22 protein-coding genes are annotated in these 24,935 nt (G+C 66.0%); 6 read left to right on the top strand and 16 right to left on the bottom strand.

Annotation, left to right across the window (positions count from 1 at the left end; translation table 11 throughout):
* Positions 1–101: 101 nt before the first annotated feature.
* The 4 genes from dmpG to RND64_RS03860 form a co-directional block, all read right to left on the bottom strand.
* Entirely contained in the window at positions 102–1,178 is a 1,077-nt protein-coding gene (gene dmpG, locus RND64_RS03875; RefSeq protein ID WP_049697727.1) for a 4-hydroxy-2-oxovalerate aldolase, read from the bottom strand.
* Positions 1,175–2,080: an acetaldehyde dehydrogenase (acetylating) gene (locus tag RND64_RS03870; RefSeq protein ID WP_005204120.1), complete on the bottom strand. Its 906-nt coding sequence runs from the start codon at positions 2,078–2,080 to the stop codon at positions 1,175–1,177. The genes dmpG and RND64_RS03870 overlap by 4 nt, the downstream gene beginning before the upstream one ends.
* A 50-nt stretch (positions 2,081–2,130) precedes the next feature.
* Positions 2,131–2,919: a 2-keto-4-pentenoate hydratase gene (locus RND64_RS03865; RefSeq protein WP_049697726.1), complete on the bottom strand. Its 789-nt coding sequence runs from the start codon at positions 2,917–2,919 to the stop codon at positions 2,131–2,133.
* A 144-nt stretch (positions 2,920–3,063) separates the two neighbouring features.
* Positions 3,064–3,924, bottom strand: coding sequence for an SDR family NAD(P)-dependent oxidoreductase (locus tag RND64_RS03860; RefSeq protein WP_231894254.1), 861 nt, complete (start codon positions 3,922–3,924; stop codon positions 3,064–3,066).
* Positions 3,925–4,020: 96 nt separating this feature from the next.
* Here RND64_RS03860 and kstD point away from each other — a divergent pair, with 96 nt between their 5' ends.
* The 3 genes from kstD to RND64_RS03845 all read left to right on the top strand — a co-directional run bounded on the left by kstD (position 4,021) and on the right by RND64_RS03845 (position 7,182).
* Positions 4,021–5,745 carry a 3-oxosteroid 1-dehydrogenase gene (kstD, locus tag RND64_RS03855; RefSeq protein ID WP_049697724.1) on the top strand — a complete coding sequence of 575 codons (1,725 nt, stop codon included), beginning with the start codon at positions 4,021–4,023 and terminating at the stop codon, positions 5,743–5,745.
* Between the two features lie 3 nt (positions 5,746–5,748).
* A complete protein-coding gene (locus tag RND64_RS03850; RefSeq protein WP_049697723.1) occupies positions 5,749–6,612 on the top strand; it encodes a MaoC/PaaZ C-terminal domain-containing protein in 864 nt (287 codons plus the stop codon).
* A gap of 138 nt (positions 6,613–6,750) precedes the next feature.
* The gene (locus tag RND64_RS03845) at positions 6,751–7,182 is read left to right on the top strand and encodes a DUF6918 family protein (protein WP_049697722.1); all 432 of its coding nucleotides are present in this window, start codon (positions 6,751–6,753) and stop codon (positions 7,180–7,182) included.
* A 23-nt stretch (positions 7,183–7,205) separates the two neighbouring features.
* Here the strand turns inward: RND64_RS03845 and RND64_RS03840 are convergent, their stop codons facing one another.
* The gene (locus RND64_RS03840) at positions 7,206–7,346 is read right to left on the bottom strand and encodes a hypothetical protein (protein WP_197494559.1); all 141 of its coding nucleotides are present in this window, start codon (positions 7,344–7,346) and stop codon (positions 7,206–7,208) included.
* Positions 7,347–7,505: 159 nt separating this feature from the next.
* Here RND64_RS03840 and RND64_RS03835 point away from each other — a divergent pair, with 159 nt between their 5' ends.
* Together RND64_RS03835 and RND64_RS03830 are read left to right on the top strand one after the other, a co-directional pair.
* Complete coding sequence (locus RND64_RS03835) at positions 7,506–9,218, top strand: MFS transporter (protein WP_049697721.1); 1,713 nt, start codon at positions 7,506–7,508, stop codon at positions 9,216–9,218.
* A gap of 19 nt (positions 9,219–9,237) precedes the next feature.
* On the top strand, positions 9,238–10,551 hold the full coding sequence (locus tag RND64_RS03830; RefSeq protein WP_049697720.1) for an SLC13 family permease: 1,314 nt from the start codon (positions 9,238–9,240) through the stop codon (positions 10,549–10,551).
* A 28-nt stretch (positions 10,552–10,579) separates the two neighbouring features.
* On the opposite strand, the gene RND64_RS03825 is transcribed toward RND64_RS03830, so the two are convergent.
* From RND64_RS03825 to RND64_RS03790, 8 genes are all read right to left on the bottom strand, one after another.
* The gene (locus RND64_RS03825; RefSeq protein WP_049697719.1) at positions 10,580–11,785 is read right to left on the bottom strand and encodes an alpha/beta hydrolase family protein; all 1,206 of its coding nucleotides are present in this window, start codon (positions 11,783–11,785) and stop codon (positions 10,580–10,582) included.
* A gap of 121 nt (positions 11,786–11,906) precedes the next feature.
* Positions 11,907–13,553 carry an AMP-binding protein gene (locus tag RND64_RS03820; protein ID WP_049698041.1) on the bottom strand — a complete coding sequence of 549 codons (1,647 nt, stop codon included), beginning with the start codon at positions 13,551–13,553 and terminating at the stop codon, positions 11,907–11,909.
* Between the two features lie 63 nt (positions 13,554–13,616).
* Complete coding sequence (locus RND64_RS03815) at positions 13,617–14,792, bottom strand: lipid-transfer protein (protein ID WP_049697718.1); 1,176 nt, start codon at positions 14,790–14,792, stop codon at positions 13,617–13,619.
* Positions 14,792–15,202 carry a MaoC family dehydratase gene (locus RND64_RS03810; protein WP_049698040.1) on the bottom strand — a complete coding sequence of 137 codons (411 nt, stop codon included), beginning with the start codon at positions 15,200–15,202 and terminating at the stop codon, positions 14,792–14,794. The genes RND64_RS03815 and RND64_RS03810 overlap by 1 nt, the downstream gene beginning before the upstream one ends.
* The gene (locus RND64_RS03805) at positions 15,199–16,254 is read right to left on the bottom strand and encodes a bifunctional MaoC family dehydratase N-terminal/OB-fold nucleic acid binding domain-containing protein (protein ID WP_049697717.1); all 1,056 of its coding nucleotides are present in this window, start codon (positions 16,252–16,254) and stop codon (positions 15,199–15,201) included. The genes RND64_RS03810 and RND64_RS03805 overlap by 4 nt, the downstream gene beginning before the upstream one ends.
* Positions 16,251–17,414: an acyl-CoA dehydrogenase family protein gene (locus RND64_RS03800; RefSeq protein ID WP_049697716.1), complete on the bottom strand. Its 1,164-nt coding sequence runs from the start codon at positions 17,412–17,414 to the stop codon at positions 16,251–16,253. The genes RND64_RS03805 and RND64_RS03800 overlap by 4 nt, the downstream gene beginning before the upstream one ends.
* Positions 17,415–17,471: 57 nt before the next feature.
* Positions 17,472–18,569: an acyl-CoA dehydrogenase family protein gene (locus tag RND64_RS03795; protein ID WP_049697715.1), complete on the bottom strand. Its 1,098-nt coding sequence runs from the start codon at positions 18,567–18,569 to the stop codon at positions 17,472–17,474.
* Between the two features lie 116 nt (positions 18,570–18,685).
* Positions 18,686–20,878, bottom strand: a complete 2,193-nt coding sequence (locus RND64_RS03790) for an acyl-CoA dehydrogenase (RefSeq protein ID WP_049697714.1) — start codon at positions 20,876–20,878, stop codon at positions 18,686–18,688.
* Between the two features lie 130 nt (positions 20,879–21,008).
* On the opposite strand from RND64_RS03790, the gene kstR reads away from it, so the two are divergent.
* Positions 21,009–21,743, top strand: coding sequence for a cholesterol catabolism transcriptional regulator KstR (kstR, locus tag RND64_RS03785; protein WP_049697713.1), 735 nt, complete (start codon positions 21,009–21,011; stop codon positions 21,741–21,743).
* Between the two features lie 27 nt (positions 21,744–21,770).
* Here the strand turns inward: kstR and RND64_RS03780 are convergent, their stop codons facing one another.
* From RND64_RS03780 to RND64_RS03770, 3 genes are read right to left on the bottom strand one after another with little or no spacing between them, the layout of a single operon-like run.
* On the bottom strand, positions 21,771–22,082 hold the full coding sequence (locus tag RND64_RS03780; RefSeq protein ID WP_049697712.1) for a Rieske (2Fe-2S) protein: 312 nt from the start codon (positions 22,080–22,082) through the stop codon (positions 21,771–21,773).
* Positions 22,079–24,568: a nitrite reductase large subunit NirB gene (gene nirB, locus RND64_RS03775; RefSeq protein WP_049697711.1), complete on the bottom strand. Its 2,490-nt coding sequence runs from the start codon at positions 24,566–24,568 to the stop codon at positions 22,079–22,081. The genes RND64_RS03780 and nirB overlap by 4 nt, the downstream gene beginning before the upstream one ends.
* A complete protein-coding gene (locus tag RND64_RS03770) occupies positions 24,568–24,921 on the bottom strand; it encodes a hypothetical protein (protein WP_049697710.1) in 354 nt (117 codons plus the stop codon). Before RND64_RS03770 ends, nirB begins: the two co-directional genes overlap by 1 nt.
* Between the last annotated feature and the right edge of the window lie 14 nt (positions 24,922–24,935).

Genomic DNA, 24,935 nt, shown 5'->3' with positions numbered 1-24,935 from the left:
GCGGATCGTCGAACTCCAGACGCGGCTCGAACCTGCAAACGCGGCTGGTGTACCAGCCGCGTCTACACGTTCGGGCCGCGTTTGGGCGAACGCGGAACCCCTCAGACGCCGGCGTTCGCGTCGGCCTTCTTGCGCAGCTCGAGGGCGATGTCGATGAGCTGATCCTCCTGCCCGCCAACGAGTTTGCGGTTGCCGGCCTCGAGCAGGATGTCCGCCGCGGAGACGCCGTACCGTTCGGCGTGCCCCTCGGCGTGCTTGAGGAACGAGCTGTAGCAGCCTGCGTAGCCCATCATCATCGACGAGCGGTCGACCAGGCACTCCGACGGCATGGCGGGCCGCACGACGTCTTGCGCGGCGTCGGCGATCTTCATGAAGTCGACGCCCGTGGTGATCCCGAGCTTGTCGCACACTCCGACGAAGGCCTCCGTCGGCGTGTTTCCCGCGCCCGCACCGAAACGTCGGATCGAACCGTCGATCTGCTGTGCACCCGCCCGAATGGCGTTGATGGAGTTGGCAACCGCGATGTCGAGGTTCTCGTGGCCGTGGAAGCCGACCTGGGCGTCGTCGCCGAGTTCGGCCACCAGTGCCTGCACGCGAACGGTGACGTCCTCGAGCACGAGCGCACCGGCGGAGTCGACGACGTACACGCACTGGCAGCCGGCGTCGGCCATGATGCGCGCCTGCGCGGCAAGCACTTCCGGCGGCTGACTGTGACTCATCATCAGGAAGCCGACGGTTTCCAAACCCAGCTCGCGAGCCAGCCCGAAGTGCTGAATCGACACGTCGGCCTCGGTGCAGTGCGTCGCGATGCGGCAGATCTGGCCGCCGTTGTCCTGCGCGGCCCGAATGTCGTCCTTGGTACCCAGCCCCGGCAGCATGAGGAACGCGATCTTGGCGCGCTGCGCGGTTTCGGCGGCCGCCTTGATCAGTTCCTGCTCAGGGGTTTTGGAGAAGCCGTAGTTGAACGACGACCCGCCGAGTCCGTCGCCGTGGGTCACCTCGATCACCGGGACTCCGGCGTCATCGAGCGCGCCGACGATGGACCGCACCTCGTCGACCGTGAACTGGTGGCGCTTGTGGTGGCTGCCGTCGCGCAGCGACGAGTCTGTGATCCGGATGTCGAGCGTGTCGGAGTACTTGCGCGCGTGCGCCATGAGATCTGTTGTCGCCGTGGTCATGCCGACACCCCCAGCTTCTGCTTCGCGATTTCTTCGCCGACCTTGGTGGCGGCGGCCGTCATGATGTCGAGGTTTCCCGCGTACGGCGGTAGAAAGTCGCCTGCACCCTCGACCTCGACGAAGATCGAGACGCGCGCGTGCCCGCCGTTGAGCACACTGGGCGGATCGAACTGCGGGTCCTGCAGCAGCCGATAGCCGGGAACGTATGCCTGGATGTCCTTTTCGCGCTGATGGATCGACGCGGCGATCGCGTCGGTGTCGGCATCCTCGGGAATCGCGCAGAAGATGGTGTCGCGCATGATCATCGGAGGGTCGGCCGGGTTGAGGATGATGATCGCCTTGCCGCGCTGCGCACCCCCGATCGTCTCGATCCCCTTCGACGTCGTGCGCGTGAACTCGTCGATGTTGGCGCGCGTGCCCGGCCCCGCCGAGACGGATGCCACCGACGCGACGATCTCCGCATACGGCACCGGCACAACCGAACTCACCGCGTGCACCATCGGGATGGTCGCCTGCCCACCGCAGGTGATCATGTTGGTGTTCGGGGCGTCGAGATGCTCACGCAGGTTGGCGGGCGGCACCACCGCGGGCCCGACTGCCGCGGGTGTGAGGTCGACGGCGATGATGCCTGCCTCCTCGTAGCGGGGCGCGTACTCGCGGTGCACGTAGGCCGACGTCGCCTCGAAGATCAGATCGGGCTTCTCCGACGACGCGAGCAACTCGTCGGCGCCGCCGCTCATGGTGATCAGCCCGTGGTCGGCGGCACGTTTCATGCCCTCGGAGTCGGCGTCGATACCGACCATCCAGCGCGGGTCGATGACCTGACTGCGTTCGAGTTTGTACATGAGGTCGGTGCCGATGTTGCCCGACCCGATGATGGCTGCGGTCAGCGTTGCCGCCACGGTGCCTCCTGTGGGTGTGTGGTCGTGGTCTTGACGAAAACTGTTGGGACTCAGTCGAAGTCCAGTGTGACGGTGCCGAGCCCCGCGAACTCTGCGACGACGTGGTCGCCCGGCGCGACGTCGAAGGCCCGTGTCGCGGTCCCGGGAAGTATCAGGTCGCCCTTGCGCAGCCGCACCCCGAAGCCCTCGACCTTGCGCGCGAGCCACGACACCGCGTTGAGCGGATGCCCGAGCACCGCAGACGAATTGCCCTTCGCGACAACCTCACCGTTGCGGTGCAGCACCGCGTCGACGTCGCCGGTGTCGATATCGCCGATGGCCACCCGCTGCTCGCCGAGAATCCATCCGCACGACGACGCGTTGTCGGCGATGGTGTCGCAGAGTGTGATCTTCCAGTCCGTGATCCGCGAGTCGATGAGTTCGATAGACGGCACCACCCACTCGACGGCGGCGATGACGTCGTCGTTTGTGCACCCCTCGCCCGGCAGGTCCTTGCCGAGGATGAACCCGACCTCCACCTCGACCCGCGGGAAGCAGAGCCGAGCCGTGTCGATGGGGGTCGACTCGTAGTACTGCATGGTGTCGAGCAGATGCCCATAGTCGGGTTCGTCGACGCCCATCATCTTCTGCATGGCTTCCGACGCAAGGCCGACCTTGTGCCCCGCGACCTTCGCGCCCGCATCGAGACGCTTGCGGATATTGATCAGCTGGATCTCGTAGGCGTCGACGACGTCGAGGTCGGGATGGGTGTCGGTTGGCCGCTCGATGGCGGTTGCGGTCTGTTCTGCTGTCCACAGATCCGCCGCGATCTGCTCGCGAGTTGCCTTGTCGACGGCCACTTCTGCTCACTTCCGGGGTCGGTACGGCTCACATCTACCGCGGCGAGCACACAGGCCACCACGGCATGAACACGTTCTAGTTTAGAACATGTTCCAGTTTTGCGGCAGTCCCTTCGGCGCCCCACCCGCGCTTCCGTCCACGCCTCAGTCGATGACGGCCGTGCTGAACGTCGGCGGGTCGCCGAGCATCGCGCGATGCGACGGCGGCTGTCGGCCGTCGGCGTCGACGACGCCGTACTCGGCGGCGAGTTCCGCCGCGATGAGCACGCGCCCGCTCCGCGACATCAGATCGGGATCGTCGGCGAGCGCGGCGATGACCCGCCCGACGAACTCCGGCGATTCGGCGTTGGCGGCGAGACCGGCATACGCATCCGGGTGATCGGCGAATGCCGCGCGGGTGCGCTCGGTCAGCAGCAGGCCCATCCACAGCGAGATCACGGCGACGTCATGCGGCCGGAAGTCGACGGCCATGTCGTGAGCCAGTTTGTCGACGGCAGCCTTGCCCGCGCCGTACGCGGGTCCGTGCATGTAGCACGCGCCACCGAAGGACGAGGTGTTGACGATCAAGCCCGAGCCGCGGTGCACCAGAAGCGGTGCGGCGTAATAGCTTGCGACATACGTCGACCGCATTCCGACGTCGAACAGGTCGGTCAGCGAGAGCGGCTTGCTCCAGAACGGGCCCTTCGTCGTCAATGCGTCCGGAAGGGTCAGCGCGTTGTTGACCAGGATGTCGAGGCAGCCGCCGTTCTCGTCGCCGACCCGCTCGAACAGTGCGGCGACGGCGGCGTCGTCGGCGTGGTCGAGCACCATCGGGACACCGACGCCGCCACGAGCGCTCACCTCGGCAGCGGTCGAGTTCACCGAACCGGGCAGTGCACTGTCGCCGTCGTTCTCGGTCCGCCCGGTCACGTATACCGTGGCCCCGGTCGCACCCAGCGCGAGCGCGATTCCCCTGCCCGCACCCCGGCTCGCCCCGGTCACGACAGCCACTCGACGTTGCTCCATGCGCACCGACTCTCCCACACCCTGGCGCCACATTTCTGAAACGTGTTCTAATTCGTATAGAGAACACGTTCCACCACGGAGCACGAAGGGAACCCGATGGCAGGCGAGCGCGAGCAAGAACAACCAGAGACCTACGACGTCGTCGTCGTGGGTGCGGGCGCGGCAGGGCTCAGTGCCGCGATCACCGCTGCGGCGCAGGGCCTCACGACGGTGATCATCGAGAAGTCGCCGTACTGGGGAGGCTCGACGTCGCGCTCGGGTGGCGGCGTCTGGATCCCCAACAACTCCGTATTGAAGCGCGACGGCGTCGACGACACACCCGACCGGGCCCGCGAGTACGTCAAGGCCATCATCGGCGAGCACGCACGCGAGGACCGCATCGACGCCTACATCGACCGTGGCCCCGAGGCGCTGGACTTCCTCATGAAGCACGCCCCTCTCGACCTCGAGTGGGTGAAGAACTACTCCGACTACTACCCGGAGGCGCCGGGCGGCCGTATCGGCGGGCGCAGCGTCGAACCTCGCCCCTTCGATGCACGAGCACTCGGCGACGACCTCGACACCCTGCACCCGCAGTACACCAAGGCGCCGCTGAACATGGTTGTGCTGCAATCGGATTACCGCTGGCTCAACACCGGCATACGCCATTGGCGCGGCCCGGCGCGGATGGCCAAGGTCGGCGGCCGATTCTTCTGGGCACGCTCGCGCGGTAAGAAACTCATCGCGATGGGCGCAGCGCTCGCCGCCGAGCTGCTGCTCGGAGTTCGGCAGGCCGGCGTTCCCCTGCGACTGAACACCGGCCTCGTCGACCTTCTCACCGACGACGGCCGCATCGTCGGGGTCAGAGCGGAATCCGACGGCAAGCAGTTCGACATCCGCGCCGAGAAAGGCGTGATCCTCGCGTGTGGCGGATTCGAGCACAACGTCGAGATGCGCCGCAAATACCAGCGCGAACCGATCGGGTCCGACTGGACGACGGGCGCGCCGTCGAACACCGGTGACGGCATCAACGCGGGCATCAAGATCGGCGCCGCGGTGTCGCTGATGGACGACGCCTGGTGGGGACCGACCATTCCCCTGCCGCGCGGGCCGTGGTTCGCACTCTCCGAACGCTCGGTCCCCGGCACGTTCATCGTCAACATGCGCGGCGAACGATTCATGAACGAATCGCTGCCCTACGTGGAGGCCGTGCACCAGATGTACGGCGGCGAGTTCGGCCAGGGCGAGGGCCCGGGAGAGAACGTGCCCGGTTGGCTGATCTTCGACCAGACGTGCCGCAACCGGTATCTCTTCGCGGGGATCAACGCGCGACAACCGTTGCCCAAGAAGTGGTTTGACTCCGGGGTCGTCGTCAAGGCCGACACGATCGCCGAGCTCGCCGACAAGATCGGCGTTCCCGCCGACGCACTGACCGCGACAACCGAACGCTTCAACGGATTCGCGAAGTCCGGCGTCGACGCCGACTTCCATCGCGGCGAGAGCGGCTACGACCACTACTACGGCGACATCACCAACAAGCCCAACCCGAGCCTCGGGCTGGTCCGCAAGGCGCCGTTCTACGCGGTCAAGATGGTGCCGGGAGACCTCGGCACCAAGGGCGGCATCGACACCGACGCGACCGGCCGCGCGCTGCGACCGGACGGCTCGGTCATCGAGGGCCTCTACGCCGCGGGCAACACCAGCGCACCGGTCATGGGCCACACCTATGCCGGCCCCGGCGCCACCATCGGCCCCGCGCTCGTCTTCGGGTACCTCGCCGCGCTCGACGCCGCCGCACGCACCGGGCAGGCAACCCCGACGTCGACGACGGCAGGAGCGTAAGCCGTGCCCATCGATCCATCGGTCGCAGTCGGGGCGGAGTTGCCCGAGGTCACCTTCTCGTGGACGGCATCCGACGTCGCGCTCTATCACCTCGCCGTCGGAGCAGCCCGTGATCCGCTCGACGTCGATGGCCTGCGCTACGTCGACGACGCCGCTCCCAAGGTGTTGCCGACCTTCGCGACGGTCGCCGCGACGTTCCACGCTACGCAGGCTCCCACGGCCTCCTTCCCCGGTATCGACATCGATTTGGCGAAGGTCGTCCACGGCAGCCAGCAGACCACCGCGCATCGACCACTGCCGCCGGAGGGCAAGGCGACGACGCGCAAGCGGATCGTCGAGGTCCAGGACAAAGGGTCTGCGGCGGTCATCATCTCCGAGGGCATCACCGTCGACGAGACGGGCGAACCGCTGTGGACCGAGCGGTCGTCGATCTTCGCCAAGGGTGAGGGCGGTTTCGGAGGTGAGCGCGGGGCGTCGAGCAAGGTCGCCTATCCCGACCGAGCACCCGACGCGATCCTGCAGGTCCCCACGCTGCCGAATCAGGCGCTGCTCTACCGGTTGTGCGGCGACCGCAACCCACTGCACTCCGACCCGGCATTCGCCGCGGCCGCCGGATTTCCGCGGCCCATCCTGCACGGCCTGTGCACGTATGGATCGGTGTGTCGGGCCGTCGTCGACGGACTCCTCGGCGGTGAAGTCGTTGCGGTAGCCGACTTCTCGGCAACCTTCGCGGGCGTGGTGTTCCCGGGTGAGACGCTCGACGTTGCCGTGTGGGACGAGGCCGACAGGCTCCTGGTGACGGCCTCGGTGATCGAACGCGACAATGCCCCGGCGCTGGCGAACGTGGTTGTCGAGAAACGCCGCTGAGCGTCCGATGGGAGTAGCGGACGCGACGTCGTAGGTGGATGCCGCCAGCGCGCACCATCACAGTCGGAACCGATAAGGTCACTGACGGTCATTCCCGCTACCTCCCGTGGCTGCGCCACGGGCCATGAAGGAGATTCGATGAGCGATTCGCTGCAGTCACTGCTCGGAGCCAACCGTCCGGCAGTGGTCAACGATTTCGTCGGCGTCATCGACGCCGAGGTGTCGGAGCAGAAGGGTCTCAGCGGCGCCGCCGTCAAAGCGGCTTACGGCGCTGTCCAAAAGATCAAGCCGGACATCGTGACTCGGGCTACCGACCAGTTGCTGCCCGACTTTCTCAGCGCGCTGCAACCGTTCTGGGACAGCAAGCCTGCCGGCGTCGCGTTCGGTGATCACCTCGCGGCGAATTCCGACGCGGCATCCGAAGCGCTGCTCCAGGTGACCGACGACCAGGTGTCGAACGCCAAGCCTGCGCTCGCGAAGGCGTACAACTCGCTGCGCGGCAAGGCGAAAGGCTATGTGGCCGCGGCACTTCCACGAGTCGGCGCAGTCATCGAGAAGTACGCGGGCTGAGTCCGACGTGTCGGCTGGTCGCGCTAGGCCGCGGAGGTGATGATGAGAACCAACACCACACCGACCGCGATCAGCGCGGCCAGCATCGACAACACCCGCCAGATGTGCAGGCGGACCGGCGTCGTGTCGGTTGCTCGTGAAGATGCGACCTGGGATGAGGCCATGATCTCTCACTTTCGATCGTCCGGGATACCCGCCAGCTACCTGATCGAATACTCCCAGTGTGTTACTACAGTGATAAATGTGTCACATGGTGCAGGAGTTTGTGGCGTTTCCCGGCAGCGTGTCGTGAATAACCTCGACTCGATAGCGACGGGGACTACATGGCCAGGCTGACACGCACGCGACTGACGCGCGAGAACACGCGCGCGGCGTGGCTGATCCTGATCGCCTGCGCTGCGGTCAGCATGGTGGTCGCCGCCATGGCCGCGCTGAACACCGCACTCGCCGACATCGCCATCGACATCGGCGCCGACTCGAGCCAGATGACATGGATCGTCGACGGCTACACGTTAGCCCTTGCGGCACTGCTGCTTCCGGCAGGCGCCATCGGTGACCGCTTCGGGCGACGCGAGGTCCTGATCGTCGGTCTCGTCGTCTTCTCTGTCGCCTCACTGCTGGCGATCTGGACGACCGATCCCACCCAGTTGATCTGCACCCGAATCCTGGCAGGCGTCGCAGCGGCACTCATCATGCCCACCACGCTGTCGCTGATCACCTCCGGTGTACCTGCGGACAAGCGCAGTATCGCGGTGAGCATTTGGGCGGCGGTGGCTGGAGCGGGAGCGATCGCGGGATTCTTCGTCACCGGCGTCCTGCTCGAATTCTTCTCGTGGCACTCGATTTTCATCACTTTCGCGGCGTCGGCTCTGGTGACTGCTCTGCTGTGCCTGACGATCGGAACCTCCCGCGACAGCAATCCTGGACGCTTCGACTTCGGCGGTACCGCCCTATCGGTCTTCGGCGTGACCGGAATCGTCTTCGGTCTTCTCGAAGCACCACACCGCGGGTGGGGCGACGCCCTCGTTCTGGTCGCGCTGATCGGCGGACTGGTGTTGTTGGTCGCGTTCTGCATGGTCGAATTGCGCATCACCGACCCGCTGCTGGACGTGCGCCTCTTCACCAACCGCGCATTCGGTTCCGGCGCACTCTCGGTGGCATTGCAGTTCTTCGCGTCGTTCGGCGCCTTCTATCTGCTGTTGCAACGACTGCAACTGGTGATGGGCTACTCCCCGCTGCAATCGGCTTTCGCACTGATGCCGATGGTCATCGGTGTCAGCGCTTTCGCCCTCGTCGGCAATTGGGTCGCCGTGCGGTTCCACTCGCTGCGTTTCGTCCTCGCCGGCGGAATCCTCGTCGCAGGCATCGGGATGCTGCTCCTCGGGCTCATCGACTACGACAGCTACCCGATGTTCGCGGCGATGACCGGTGTCATCGCGGTCGGTATCGGACTCGCGACCGCACCGTCGACCACGGCCATCATGTCGAACACACCGCTGGACAACCAGGGCGTCGGATCAGCGGTCAACGACACCGCGCGCGAACTCGGTGCCGCCATCGGGATCGCTATCGCAGGGTCACTGCTCGCGGCCGGATACTCGGCCCGAATCGGGGCGACCAGCACGCTCGCACACGACCAACTCGACGCCGCCGGACGCCAACGCATCGCCGCGGGAGACACCGCGGGCGGCCAGGCGCTGCTCGCCCAAGCCGACGAGGCGTCGACTCGCATCGGCAAATCACTCGCGGAGGCCACCGAGGTGGCACACCGGCTTCCCGAGCAGGCGAGCGGTCTGGCGCGGGCCATCCTCGACGGCGCGCAAGACGCGTTCATCACGCCGATGAATCAGGCGTGCGTCGTCCTCGGAGCGGTCCTCCTCGCCGGCTCCGCCGTGTTGCTGTGGCTCGCGCCTCGTCGTGTCGTCGCCGTCACCTACCCCGACAACAAGACCGACCCCGATATGGGGGAACCCGTGACGAAGACCAACGAGTTCGGCTGGGCGGACGACGACAGGCAACGCTCGACGGACAGGTGAGCAGCGTAGGCTCGCTCCGGTGATCGAGGCGAGCAGCGCGTTCGGCACCGTGGTCGCGGTCGTCGTGTTGGTCGTGACCATCGTCGCCACCGTATCGGTCACACGCGTCCCACCCGCTGTTGTCGCCGTGCCGGCAGCCTTGCTCGTCGCCGCGCTGGGTCTCGTCGACTGGCACACCGCCGCGGCAGAGGTTCGGTTCATGCTGCCGACAATCGGGTTTCTCGCGGCCATGCTCGTCGTCGCCGAGATCTGTGCACGCGCAGGTGTTTTCACCTGGGTCGGGGTGGTATTGGCCAGGTGGAGTCGCGGTTCGGCGATCGGATTGCTGCGCATCGTATTCGTGGTCGCTGCCGTGACGACCGCTGTATTGTCCCTCGACACCACGATCGTGCTGCTGACCCCGGTTGCCGTGTTGACCACACGACACATCGGCGCGCGAGTCACACCCATCGCCTACGCGAGCAACCATCTCGCCAACAGCGCGTCGACGCTCCTGCCCGTCTCCAACCTGACCAATCTGCTCGCCTTCGGCGCGGCCGGGCTGTCGTTCACGCGCTTCGCCGCGATCATGGCGTGGCCGTGGGTCGCGGCGATCGTCGTCGAATATCTCGTCTTTCGGTGGTTCTTCGCGGCGGACCTGAGATCGCCCCGCGGGCACGGTGAGGTCGACGATTCTCCCGAGCTCGTCGTATCCGATGCGGCGCAGGATCATTCGGAGGACGTCGAGACGCCACGAGCGCCGCTGCTGACGTTGGGCGCACTCGGCGGGCTTCTCGTGGGATTCGTCGTCGCAGAGCCTCTCGGCGTCCCGCTGGCGGCCGTGGCCGGGATCGGGGCGCTGGCGATGGCGCTGCCGTGGCTGTGGCGAACACCCCGCGCGACCTGCGTCGACGCCGTCCGCGCGGCAGGAGTCCCGTTCCTGATCTTCGTCGCCGCACTGGGCGTGATCATCCTGCCCGTGCGCAACGGCCCCGTGGGTGACCTCTTCTCGACGCTGATGCCGTCCGGGGCAGGCCTTCTCGCGCTGCTGGGAGCCGCGGTGATCGCAGCGGTCGCCGCCAACCTGTTCAACAATCTCCCGGCGACCCTGCTGCTCGTCCCGCTCTTGGCGGGTCAGCCCGCGCTGGTGCTCGCGGTACTGCTCGGCGTGAACATCGGCCCCAACCTGGCCGTGTTCGGTTCGCTGGCCAATCTGCTGTGGCGCGACGTCATGCGTCGACACTCGGCGTCGACGTCGTCTCGTCTCTATCTGTCGCTCGGGCTGGTGTCGGTGCCGCTGACACTCGTCGCCGCAGTACTCGCGCTGTGGGTCGGGCTGCGGGCTTTCGGGTGAGCCCCGGCAGAACTCTCGGCCGTATGGGTCAGCGGAAGAGCTTGTCCACGAACGGGATCGAGTCGACCTTCGACGCGTTGACCGTGCCGCTGTGGTCCTTGTCCGGGTAGAACCGGAACGTCACGGGCTGGTTGTTCGCCTTGAGTCGCGACACCAGGAGCAAGACTCCGGGGGTGTTGACGTCGGTGTCGAGGCCGCCCTGCCCGATGAAGAACGGTTTGTCGTAGCCGGATTCGGGGATACCCATGTAATCGGTGAGTTTCGCCTGGAATCCGGGGATATCGGACAGCGGGCGGCTGAGCAGTTTTCCGGGATCGACCTTCTGCGATCGAACCAGGGCGCCGAGCTCGTTGTCGGAGTCGCACTGGGTCTCGGCTTTGTCGACCCAGTACCGGCCGTACGGGGTCAGGAACGAATTGATGTTCCATTCCGGGAACGACGTACGGAGTCCGGAGAGGATGTACATCACGTAGATCGTCGTGTTGGGCGAGAACCCTCCGAGTCGGACCGGCGACGGACGACCAAGCGCCGCAACGAGATTCTCGATATACGCCGGAACGCCGGTCCCCACAGCACCTCGGTAGTCCAGATCCTTGCCACCGAACTGCGTCGCGTAGCGGGCCGTCGTGATGGCGGCGCCGCCACCCTGCGACTGCCCGACGACCGCCCACTTGCGTGACAACTGCGGATACACCTGCCGTGCAGCCTTCACGCTGTCGACGATGCTGTGCGCCTCGACGCGACCGTTCAGATACGGATGGTTACCCGGCGTGCCGAGCCCGACATAGTCCGAGGCGACCACCGCGTATCCGCGAGACATCCACGAGCCGAGGTACTCCCAGTCACGCTCGACGGCGACCGGACCGCCGATGGAGTACGCGCAGTGATCGGCGAGGCCGGTTGTGCCGTGCGCCCACGCGATCACCGGCCAGCCGCCCTTGGGCGGCGTACCCGGCGGCAGATAGACCGCACCGCTCGACAACGCAGCCGCATCGCGAACACCCTTGGTCCAGTACGTGATCCGCTTCGCGTTGACAGCACCGGGCACCGTGATCCGCGCGGGCAGCGGCTCGGTCGACACCACCGTGCCCGACGGCCCGCTCGGCGCGGCGCTCGCGGGCGGCGCCCCGATCACCGCCGACATCGTCGCGGCGACCACCGCCACCGCCGACACCATCACACCGACCCGACGCCCGACCCTGCTTCGCTTACTCACGATGAACACCGTATACATTGAGCGCCGCCCTCGCTCGGCGACTGCACACTCGGCCGTCTCGAGCGCCCAGTCGACGGTCTCGAGCGCCCAGTCGACGGGTTTTCCCGTCGAGTGGGCGTCTCATCGCGCCGAGTGGGCGTCATACGCCTGCCGACTCCGGGGCAGCTGGCGCTGTGGCCGCGGCGGCTTTCGCCCACTTGTAGTCGGCTTTGCCCGCGGGCGTCCGCTTCACCTCGTCGACGAATACGACGGTCCGTGGGACCTTGTAGCCGGCCAGCGACTCGCGGCAATGGGTCTGCAGGTCTTCGAGAGTCGGCTCCGATTCGCCCTGTGCCACCGCGACCACCGCGCCGACCCGCTGCCCGTACTTGGGATCGGGAATCGGAACGACGAGAGCGTCGGCGACGGCGGGGTGCGCGTGCAGTGTCGCCTCGACCTCCTCGGCGTACACCTTCTCGCCGCCGGTGTTGATGCATTGCGAGCCGCGACCGAGGAACACGATGGTGCCGTCGGCCTCGACTGTCCCCATGTCGCCGAGCACCGAGATGCGTCGACCGTCGGGAAGCGTCGGAAAGGTCTTGGCAGACTTGGCCTCGTCCTTGTAGTAGCCGAGGGGCACATTGCCGATTCGCGCGATGTACCCGACATCGCCTGAGCCCGGGGTGATCTCGTTGAGCGATTCGTCGACCACCATCATCTTGTCGGTCGGCGGCACCCGAAGGTTGCCGTTGTCGTCCATCATGATCTCGCCGTCGTTGCCCGACTCCGACGCTCCGAAGTTGTCACGCAGCACCAGGTCTGGCTTCACCGCGGCCATGCGCTCACGCACGTGTTGCGACCAGATCGCCCCGCCCGAGGTGATCGAGAACAGCGAGGACAGGTCGACGTCGCCTGTGCGGCGCTCGAGTTCGTCGACGAGCGGCATTCCCATCGCGTCGCCGACGATGAGGATGATCTGGATCTGCTCGTCCTCGATGCCCGACACGATTGCGGCCGGATCGAAGTCGCGCATCAGCACCAACCGACCGCCGAGCGTGAGGAAGGTGAACAACGAATACGACGCCGCGCCGTGCATCAGCGGCGCCGCGATGTTGAAGGCGATCGAAGGGAAATCCTTCACCGCCGCACCGACTTCTGCGAGATCCTTGCGCGCCTCGCCATACGGATTGCCACCGGAGATCGGCTTGCGGAAGAAGTCGTCGTGTCGCCAGATCACGCCCTTGGGGTAGCCGGTGGTGCCGCCCGTGTACAGGAGGTAATGCTCGTCGCCGGTTCTCGTCTCGAAATCTCGCGCGTCCGAGAGCTTCTCCGAATCGGAGAACTGTACGACCTGCACAGTGCGTCCGTCCGGCAGATCGTCGGCCGCCGCGCGCAGTTCGTCGACGATCTCCCCGATGACGAATACCGTTCGCACGAGCGGCAGTTCGGGCAGCAACGTGGCAACGCTGCGCTGATGCTCAGGTTCTTCGACGACGATTCCCCGCGAGTCGGAGTTGTCGAAGATGTAGCTCAACTCGGCATTGGTGTAGCGATAGTTGACGTTGACAGGTACTGCGCGCACCTTCAGCAGGCCGAGCAGACTGGTGACGTGTTCGACGCTGTTCTTGAGGAACAGTGACACGTTGTCGTCGAGTCCGATGCCCTGCGCGGCGAACATGTGCGCGACCTGGCTGGAGAGTCGATCGAGCTCTGCATAGCTGATCTGGCGTCCGCCGTAACTGAGGGCTATGCGGTCGGGTACCGAATCGGCGACTGTCTCGAAGACGTCGGCGAGGTTGAATTTCATTGCTGCTGGCTCCTCTTGCTGCACTGCTTGTGACCCGTCATCTCTATCCGCGCTGCGCGGCACTCACGCCGCCGTCAACACCAAACCGCTTGTCGGAACTCCTGTTCCGGCCGTCACCACCACCCGCTCTGCGCCGGGCACCTGATTCACCGACGTGCCACGTAACTGCCGGACGGCTTCGGCTATGCCGTTCATTCCGTGGATGTATGCCTCCCCCAACTGACCTCCGTGTGTATTCAACGGGAGCCGACCGCCGACTTCCAACGCACCCGGCTCCCGCACGAAATCCTTTGCCTCGCCGCGCCCACAGAACCCCAACTCCTCCAACTGCAACAGGGTGTACGGCGTGAAGTGGTCGTAGAGGATCGCGGCGTCCATATCGTCGGGCCGCAATCCCGACTGCTCCCACAGTTGCCGACCGACAAGGCCCATCTCGGGCAATGCGGCGAGTTCGTCACGGTAGTAGCTGGTCATGATGAACTGGTCGACGCCGCTGCCCGACGCCGCCGCCGAGATCACGGCAGGCGGATTCGGTAGGTCGCGCGCGCGTTCGGCCGACACGACGACGATCGCGACACCGCCATCGGACTCCTGACAGCAATCGAGCAGATGCAACGGCTCCGCGATGTATCGCGACTGCTGGTGGTCGGCCAACGTGATGGGCTTGCCGTAGAAGAACGCCTCGGGATTGTTGGCAGCGTGCTTGCGGTCGACGACGGCGATGCGTCCGAAATCCTCACTCGTAGCGCCGAACTCGTGCAGGTACCGCTGCGCGACCATGGCGACGAACGCTGCCGGAGTCGACAACCCATGCGGATAGCTGAACGCGTTGTCGGTGCCCGACGAGTTCTCCTGGTTGGCCACAGCCGAATTCACCTGTCCGAAGCGCAAACCCGACCGCTCGTTGAACGCCCGGTACGCAACGACCACGTCGGCCACGCCCGTGGCCACAGCCATCGCTGCCTGCTGCACCGTCGAACAGGCCGCACCTCCGCCGTAGTGAATACGCGAGAAGTACGTGAGCTCGGGAATTCCCACAGCGCGGGCGACCGCGATCTCCGAGTTGGTGTCCATGGTGAAACTGACGAGACCGTCGACATCGGCGGGGGTCAGGCCGGCATCCGCGAGCGCAGTCTGCACCGCCTCGGTCGCCAACCGAAGTTCGCTGCGCCCGGAGTTCTTGGAGAACTCGGTGGCCCCGATCCCGGCGATCGCGGCTGCGCCCGACAACTGCCCCATCAGCGACCTCCCCTCATGAGCGTGACGGTCGAGATCACATGCTTACCAAGAGCATTCGTTCCCGTAACGGCCACGGTGACCAGATCGTCGTCGACGTCGGTCACCTCGCCGGTGAAGGTCAACGAGTCGTAGGCATACCACGGCACACCGAGTTTGAGCTTGATCGAACGAATCCTCGCAGACGGACCGGCCCAGTCGGTGACGAATCGTTCGACGAGTCCGGTGTCGGTGAGAATGTTGACGAAGATGTCCTTGGACCCCTTGGCCTGAGCGAGGTCGCGGTCGTGATGGACATCCTGGAAGTCACGGGTTGCCAGCGCTGTCGATACGATGAACGTCGGCGTCGCGTCGATTGTCAATGGCGGCAACGTTGTTCCTACTTCGACAGTGGGGATCGCACTGGTCGTCACTGCGCCTCCTGTGTGGTCTGGCGCCACGCGTGCAGCGTCCAGGCGTCGGTGCCCGACTCCTCGTCGGCGGGAAAGTCGAGGAACATCGCCTCGACGCGCTGCCCGATGTGCACGTCGGCGGGGTCGACGTCGCGCAACTCGGCGAGCAGTCGGACGGGAGAAGGCAGCGGCAAACCGTCGTCGTCGCTGTCACCGCTGTCGACCGATTCGAGTCCGTCGAGTTCGACGAGGGCGACCACGAAAGGCAGTTCACGTCCCGGCACCTTGGGTGCGCGGTGCACCACATAGCTGTAGACCGTTCCCGTGCCCGACGCGACGACGTAGTCGGTGACCGGCACGGTGCCATCGGGTAGCCGAGGCTTCCAGGTCGCGGGTATCGGCGGATGACGCAGCGTTCCGTCGTCGAGCTTCTGAATGCGCAGTTCGTGGGCTGCGACGCCCTCCCAGAAGAACTCGGTGTCACGAGAGGCGCTGGGCCGCAACATCCGTGAGGGGTCGAGGTCGGAGGGCACCTCGCCTGCGCCGGCATCCCTGGGCGCCACGTCGTCGTCGTGCGGGCGGAACTTCAGGATGCGGAAATCCATCTCGGCGACCACCTCGTCGTCGACCGACCAGGTGTTGCGCGTGGTGAAGAACCAACCCTCCCCCAGCGCCGTCTGCTTGGGTCCGACGACGTCGACCAGTTCGGCAGACAGCGAGACCTGCTCTCCCACATCGAGATAGCGATGATAGGTGGTGTCGCAGTTGGTGGCCACGACGGAGGTGTACCCCGCCTCGTCGAAGAGTTCCGACGCCCGGCCGAGCGGATCGTCGGCCGTACGCTGCCCGTTCAGCCCGCGCATCGTCCACACCTGCGCCATGGCGGGAGGTGCGACGATGCCCGGATGTCCCGCGGCACGCGCGGCGTCGGCGTCGATGTAGACAGGGTTCGTGTCGCCGATGGCCTCGACCCAGTTGTTGATCATCGGGGTGTTCACCGGATCGCGCCCGAGGGTCGGCGCGCTCGGCCCGGCGTCGATGATCGCCTGCGCGGCGGTGCGGATGTCGCTCATCGCTTCGCCCTAGGCAGTCCTAGTCCGGCGGTCGCGATCATGTCGCGCATCACCTCGTTGACGCCACCTCCGAAGGTGATCACCACGTTTCTCTTCTCCTGAACGTCGAGCCAGTCCACCAGCGCCGCGGTCTCGGGATCGGTGAAATCCCCGTAACGGCCGATGATCTCGTCGATCATTCGGCACACCACCTGCACGCGCTCTGTCGCGAACACCTTCGTCGCCGCGGCATCGGCCATCGAGATGGCCTCCCCCGTCGACGCGACCTGCCAGTTGAGCAGTTCGTTGATCCGCGCGTACGCATCGATCTGGGCGAGCGCCCGCGCGACGTCGGGATGCTTGGCGATCACCGTGCCGTCGGGGCCGGGACGCGACGCCCACGCACGGACACGCGACGCCAGTCCCTCGATACGTCCGGCAGGTCCGAGCATCACGCGCTCGTGGTTGAGCTGCGTGGTGATCAGTCTCCACCCGCTGCCCTCGTCGCCCACGCGCATCGACACCGGAACGCGAACATCGTTGTAGTACGTGGCATTCACGTGATGGGCACCGTCCGCGGTGATGATCGGCGTCCAACTGAAACCGGGATCGGAGGTATCGACGATGAGGATCGAGATGCCCTTGTGTTTGGGGGCGTCCTTGTCGGTGCGTACCGCCAGCCAGATGTAGTCGGCGTCGTGCCCGCCGGTGGTGAAGATCTTCTGCCCGTTGACCACGTAGTGATCACCGTCGCGGACTGCCGTCGTGGTCAGTGAGGCGAGGTCGGTCCCGGCCTCGGGTTCGGTGTAGCCGATCGCGAAATGGACGTCGCCGGCAAGGATTCGGGGAAGGAAGAGCTTCTTCTGCTCGTCGGTTCCGTGTACCTGGAGGGTGGGGCCGACCGTTTGGAGCGTCACCGCGGGAAGCGGAACGTCGGCGCGTACTGCCTCGTTGGTGAAGATCTGCTGTTCGATCTCCCCGAACCCCTTGCCGCCGTACTCCTTCGGCCACCCCACCCCGAGCCACCCGTCGCTCCCCATCTGTCGGATCACGTCCCGATAGGTGGGGCCGTGGCGCTCGGTGAGCATGGTCTGTGCTGCCGTGGGGTCGACCAGATCGGCGAAATACTCACGCAGATCTGCACGCAACTCCTGCTGCTGCGGCGTGAGGTCTATGAACATCGGTGTGCTTCCCCTGCGGATTCGGTTTGAGCGGTCGGGTGAATCAGGTTGGCATCGCTATGGATTCGACGCGTGGGCGAGTTCGTCGAGCCGAGCATTGGCTCCTCCGACGAGTCGCGCGAGATCCTTGGCGATCGAGAAGTAGCGATGCAACGGATACGTCAGGTCGACGCCGACGCCACCGTGGAGGTGGGTCATGGTCCGCATCGCCGCGGGTATCTCCGCTGCCGTCCAATACGACGCGATACCCAGATCCTGTTGTGCATCAAGACCTTCGGACAAGCGCCACGCGGCAGCCGTGGTCGAGAGGTTCAGCGACCGTCCGACGACGTAGATGTCGGCCAACTGCTGTCCGACGGCCTGGAACAGCGCGATCGGTTTACCGAACTGCGTGCGGTTGGACACGTGATCGGCGGTGAGGCGCGTGGCCCCCGCGACGAGACCGTCGGCGTACGCACTCAACGCGAGTCGGTACAGGTCACGCAGCCCCGAGACATCGGCGGTCAGCACATCGGCGTCGTCGACGGTCACGTCGTCGAATCGCACGGTGAACTCGCCCCACCCGCTCGACGCCGGAGTTCGCGTGATCGACACACCGTCGGCGGCGGTGGCCACGGCGACCACCCCGCCATCGGTGGCGACGAGCAGCGTCGACGCGCCGTCGGCGTGGAGTACTCCGCTCTTGGTGCCCGACAACCTTCCGTCACGCAACGTGGTGCGCGGCGTCGAGGTCAACGGGTCGCCGGGTTCGCCCATCGCGATCGCGTGCCATGAGCCAGCGGTGAGAGTCGCGGCCCATCGATCACGCGAGGCGTCGTCGACCGTCTGCAGGAGGAGCGACGACGTCAGCGAGCCGAGTGCAGGCGTCACCGCTGCGGCCGAACCCAGTTGACGCAGCAACGGAAGCACGCCGAGAACTCCGAGATCGTCACCCCCGAGCGCTTCCGGTAGCGGCAAGGCCAGCAGCCCGGCGTCGGTCAGCGCCGTCCAGAGGTTGCGATCAAAGCCGTCGTACGACGCCGCGGCATCCTCCCGCGACTCGCCCGCCCTGACCCGTCCGCCGAACAACGACGTCCAGTCGGACTCGTGGCGGGCGAAGACATCCCGCGCCACATCGGCGACCGCTTCTGCGGAGCTGTCCATGCCGAAATCCACCGACGATCCCCTTTTCGCCAACACCAAAACTAGAACTCGTTCTAGTTGTATCAGACTCCGCGCTCCCGGTGGGCGAATTGGCAGTTGATCTGCTGATTCTCAGCCAGAGTCCCGCATCAGCCGCGCGGCAGACCGAGAATCCGTTCAGCAGCGGCGGTCCGGAGTATCTGGGTGGTGCCGCCCGCGATGGACAGACACCTGTTCTGCAGGAGCTGATCGGACGCATCGCCCGCCCCGACGCCGTCGACCCCGAGCAGGTCGAGACCGAACTCTGGCACCGACTGCCGGTGCGCGACGCCGATCAGCTTGCGCACGCTCGATACCGCGCCCGGATCGTGGCCGGCCAGCCGACGAGAAACCGCGAGCGCGTCGAGGACACGTCCGACGTGCGCGTCGGCGACGAGATCACCCAACCGTGCCAACTCGCCTGCGGACAGCTCCCGACCCAACGAGTCGATCTGACCCAGCAGCGCGTCCATCTCCTTGCCGAGTCCCGAACCACCCATCGCCACACGTTCGTTGGCGAGTGTCGTACGAGCCAGCCGCCAGCCGCCGTCGACCTCACCGACCACGCACTCGTCGGGCACGAACACGTCGTCGAGAAAAACCTCGTTGAAGTTGGCCTGACCCGACAACTCGCGCAATGGTCGGATGTCGATGCCCGCCGACGCCATGTCGACCAGGAAGTAGGTGATCCCCTTGTGTTTCGGCGCCTCGGGATTCGTGCGCGCGAGACAGATCCCCCACTGCGCGTTGTGCGCCTGCGAGGTCCAGATCTTCTGCCCTGTCAGACTCCAACCGCCCTCGACGCGAATAGCCCTGGTGCGCAACGACGCAAGGTCGGAGCCTGCCTCGGGTTCGCTGAACAACTGGCACCAGACGATGTCGCCGACGAGGGTCGGATGCACGAAACGTGTGTGCTGCTGGGCTGTTCCGTGCGCGAGGATCGTCGGGATCGCCCATGCCCCGATCACGAGGTCGGGACGTTCGACGCCCGCGCGTTCGAACTCGGAGTCGATGAGCAACTGCAGCGCGGGGTCGGCGCCGAGACCATGCGGCGGCGGCCAATGCGGTGTGAGATAACCGGATTCGGCCATCGCCGCCCGCTGCGCATTCGGTTCGGCCGCCGCGATCGCGGCGATGTCGGCTCTGATGGCGCCACGGCGATGCTCGACGGAGGTCAGGTCGAGTTCGAAGCGTCGACGCCCACCGAGGATGCCGAGGCGACCGAGTTGTTCACGCTGCGTGGACGCGGCCGCCGTCGCCGCGCGCAGCGCCAATGCCGTTCGCAGGTAGAGATGTGCGTCGTGCTCAAACGTGAAGCCGATGCCGCCGAGCACCTGGATGCAGTCCTCAGCCGTCGCAACGGGCAGCGAGGCGACCAGCACGTCGGCGGCGAGCCTGGAGAATGCGAGTTGCTCGCGCGCGGCTTCGGCGTCGTCGTCGCCCACCGGTGCGGCCACCGCAGCGTCGACGGCCACCGCGAGATCCCACGCCGCCGCGGTGACCTGTTCGCTGCGACAGAGCATGTCGGCGCAGATGTGCTTGACGGCTTGAAACGAGCCGATGGGTACACCGAACTGGGTGCGCACCTTGGCATAGTCGACCGCGGTGTCGAGCGCCCAGCGCGTCACGCCGCTGGCGTAGGCGACGGCGGTCGCCGACAGTGCGCCCGCAATGAGATCACCATCGTCGACGACGAGCAGGTCAGCGACGCTCAGGTCTGTAATGCGCAGCCGGCCAACCGAGCCTCGGCCGTCGAGGCTCGCCGCTGGCTCGACATCGCGTAGACCCGCATCGGCAGGGATCACATACCATCCCGGATCGAGGCCCTGACCAGCAATTTTCGCGAGGATCACGCAACCGTCGACATATCCGACGACGCCGCCGAGATCGATCGATCCGTCGACCAACTCCGCCTCGCCGCCTGCCCGCGTGAGGGTGGGCACCGTCGCGGAGACCTCTCCCGACACCAACGCGTCGCGCACCGCCGCGGCACTGGGATCGGTCGACACGGATAGCGCCAGGGTCGCCACGACGGTCTCGCCGATCGGACCCGGCACCAGGCTCGCTCCGCATTGCTCGACCATCGCGGCGACGTCGGAGAACGAGGCACCGACGCCACCCTGCGCCTCCTCGACCAGCGCGGCGAAAACGCCCAATTCGGCCAGTTCCGGAAAGAGGTCTCGCCAGTGGTCGCGCGGTTTCTCCAGTTCAGCCCGTACGATGTCGGTGGTGCGACGACGCGTCGCCCACGCGGAAATGGCTTCGCAGACGGCAATCTGTTCGTCGGACGTGGCAAGGCTCACGCTGAAATCCTCTGCATTCCGGTTGTGACGAAGAATTAGAACCTGTTCTAATAGTCCGAAGGGGTTTTGTCCACCAGACCTTTCGACGCCGTCAGCGTCGATGGTCACGAGATGAGGATGTCGCCTACATATGACCCGGTCGTCTGAAGATGCCGTGCCACAGAAGTCGGCACCGAGTCCGAACAAGGGAGTCTCGTCGAAGTCGGTCGCCGCCAAGGGCACTCCCGCACCACCCGACGCCGCTACAGCAACAGCAACCGCAGCTACGTCGACGACGGAGAGTGGTTCGGCCGCACAACGCGACCGTAGACGCCGCATCCTCGACGCGACGCTCGCCCTCGCCTCCAAAGGCGGCTACGACGCCGTGCAGATGCGCACCGTCGCAGAGAAAGCCGACGTTGCGGTGGGAACCCTCTACCGATATTTCCCGTCAAAGGTGCACCTGCTGGTGACCGCGCTCGCGCGCGAGTTCGAACGCGTGGAGACCCGCGTCGACCGCTCGCAACTGCAGGGCGAGAACGCCATCGAGCGGCTGCGCCACGTACTCGACATGATCACCTTCGCGATGCAGCGCGATCCCCTGTTGACCGAGGCCATGACGAGGGCCTTCATGTTCGCCGACGCGTCGGCGACCGCCGAGGTCGATCAGGTCGCCGGGATCATCGACCGACTGTTCGCGGGCGCGATCGTCGACGAGGGCGAGCCGAGCGACGAAGAACTCGCGATCGCACGCGTGCTGTCGGACGTGTGGATGTCGAACCTGGTGCAGTGGCTCACCCGCCGCGCCTCGGCCACCGACGTCACCAACCGGCTCGAGCTCACGGTCCGACTGCTCCTCAAGGGCCGGGTCGCAGCTCAGGCGTAACCGAACCGCCGGGTTGGGCCGTCGCGATCAGCCCAGGTCGACGGTGATGGTGCCGGACTCGTCGGCGCGCACCGCGTACGCACGGACTCCGCTGCCGCCGAAGGCGATCTCGTCACCGGTGCCCAGGTCGTAGGTGTGATTGTGCAGCGGGCACACCACGACACAGTCGTCGATCAGCGCATCGGCCAGTGGCCCGCCGCGGTGTGGACAGACGGCGTCGAGTGCGCGCAGCGAGTCGTCGCGCAGTCGGAAGACCGCGATCTGTGTACCGTCGATACCGAATGCCCGTCCCTCGCCCGGCGGGATGTCGGCGATGTTGCCGACTGCTATCTCGCTCATCGGACCGGCACCTGCGGGAGCGGCAGCAGCGGCAGCGCCGAACGGAACTGACCCGGAGTGGCAGGCTTTTTGCCGTCCTGCCAGGGGTCTCGATAGGCGTCGACGGACCGCTGCATGTTGGAATCGAGTTGTTGTGCAATGCCTTCCGCGTCGTCGACGACGACGGCCCTGATCTTCTCGATGCCGTAGCGCGGAACCCACGCGTAGGTGCGTTCGAGCCATTTCGCGCTCTCGCGGTAGTACTGCAGGAAGCGGCCCGCCAGTGTCATGACCTCGTCGGCACTGTCGACGGTCGCCAGCAGATCTCCCTTGCGGATGTGTGCGCCTGCGGCACCGCCGACGTAGATCTCCCACTTGCCGCCGTCGATCGCGACGACGCCGAAGTCTTTGCACAGCGCTTCCGCGCAATTGCGCGGGCACCCGGTGACCGCGAGCTTCATCTTCGCCGGACCCGCTATGCCCTGATACCGCTCCTCCAGAGCAATGCCCAGCGCCGTCGAGTCGCCAACCCCGAACCGGCAGAAGTCGCTTCCCACACAGGTTTTGACCGTTCGGAAACTCTTGCCGTACGCATACCCCGACGGCATGTCGAGATCGGCCCACACGGCGGGCAGGTCCTCCTTGCGCAGGCCGAGCAGGTCGATGCGCTGGCCTCCGGTCAGTTTGATGAGCGGCACGTCGTATTTCTCCGCGACGTCGGCGATCTTTCTCAACTGCTCGACGTTGGTCACGCCGCCTTTCATCTGCGGCACAACGGAAAACGTACCGTCGCGCTGGATGTTGGCGTGGACGCGGTCGTTGATGAAGCGTTCGGCGCGTTCGTCGATGAAGTCCGAACCCCACATCATTTCCAGCAGCGACGACAACCCCATCTTGGAGTTCGCATCCTCCTTGCCGTCGGGTGCGAGGGCCGCGAACACCGAACGCACCGAGTAGAGCTTGAGCTCGCGGATCAGCCGCATGAGTTCTGGCTTCTCGTACGGGATTGCGGGAACGTACCAGTTGGCCGACGGGTCCTCGGTGACCGCGTCGCCTGCGGCCCATTCGACGACCTGCGCCACCAACCCCTTACATGAGCCGCAGCCCTTTCCGGCGCGGGTCGCGGCCATCACGCCGGCCACCGAGGTGGTGCCGCCAGCGACACAGCCGACGATCGTCGCCTTGTCGACGCCGTTGCAGTTGCACACCTGGGCATCGTCGGAGAGTTCCTCGACTCCCGTTGCGGCGTCGGGTGTTCCGATGTCGAACATCAGCGAGATGCGTTCGTCGGGGAGTTCGGTTCCCTGGTCGAAGGCCTGCATCAGGAACGAGACCTTGCTGACGTCGCCGACGAGCGTGGCGCCGACGAGCTTGTTCTCCCGGATCACCACGGTCTTGTAGACGCCGTGCCGGGGCTCGTAGAACTGCAGGTACTCGTCGTCGGCATGTTCGGGTGCCTTGACACCCATCTGGGCGACGTCGACGCCCGCGACCTTGAGTTTCGTCGAGGTCCGCGAACCATGATATGCGGCAGTCGAATTGGCTGCGGTGAGGTGATCGGCCAGGACTTTGGCCTGCTCCCACAGGGGTGCGACCAGTCCGTACACCTGGCCGCGGTGCTGCGCGCATTCACCGACCACGTAGATGTCGTCGTCGTCGATCGAGCGCATGTGGTCGTCGACGACGATGGCGCGTTCGACGGTCAGTCCGGCACCGCGGGCAAGCCCCACGTTGGGGCGGATACCTGTCGCCAGCACCAGCAGATCGCAATCCATCTGCTCGCCATCGGCGAATCCGATTCCGGTGATGGCATTCTCATCATCGGCGAAGGCTTTGACGGTGCGCTTACCGGTGACCACGGTGACGCCGGTCGACTCGATCGCGCTGCGCAACACCGCGCCACCGGTTTCGTCGAGTTGAGCGTTCATCAGGATCGGACCGGAATGCACCACCGTCGACGCCACACCACGGCCGTAAAGACCGTGCGCCGCTTCGAGTCCGAGCAGTCCGCCGCCGATGACCACCGCGTGTTCGGCGTCGTCGGCGTGGGAGATGATCGCCGTGGTGTCGTCAAGGCTGCGAAAGCCGAATACGCCGCTCAGCTGCGTGGTGTCGTCGACCCACAACCCCTCGATGGGCGGGAAGAAGGCACGGCTGCCGGTGGCGATGATCAACTTGTCGTAGGCCACCCGCGAACCGTCATCGGCGAGAACGACTTTGGCGTACGGGTCGATCCGGACCACCCGCACCCCGGCGCGCAGGTCGATTCCGTTGTCGCCGTACCAATCGACGGCGTTGAGGTAGATGTCGTCGGGGGCATCCGAGCCGGCGAGCACGTGGGATAGCGCGATGCGGTTGTAGTTTCCATACGGTTCGTCACCGAAGACGGTGATGGCGAACTGTTCTGCCCCGCCACGCGCCAGGATCTCCTCGATGGCGCGGGCGCCGGCCATGCCGTTGCCCACCACCACCAGCGACTGCCGGGTCACCGCAGTCTCCTGCGCCATCAGAACTCCACCACGCCGAGGTCAATGACCACGGTGCCCGACGCGGAGGTGGGTGCGGCGAGCGCAAGGGAAATCTCCGCGCCCTCCAGAAAGTCCTCGACCAGGCGCAGCGGCACGTGGGTGCCGCCCTGAGCGGCAATCGGGAAGTAGCGCACCGGTTTCCCGTCGTGCATCAGAGCAATCGTGATCATCTCGTCGCTGCTGTTGCCGCCACGGAAGTAGACCGCCTGCAGGGTCGAGCCATCGGGCACGGTCAGCGTGAGCGAGTCGTCGATGACCGCGAGGGTCTCGAAGCCGGCTCCCTTGAACGCGAACAGGCCCTGCAGAAATCGCGGTGTGCTGCTGTCACTCATGGGGCGGGGTCACC

This window comes from Gordonia sp. w5E2, assembly GCF_036540975.1.
Lineage (GTDB): Bacteria > Actinomycetota > Actinomycetes > Mycobacteriales > Mycobacteriaceae > Gordonia > Gordonia jacobaea.
This window is presented reverse-complemented; position numbering and strand designations above follow the sequence as displayed.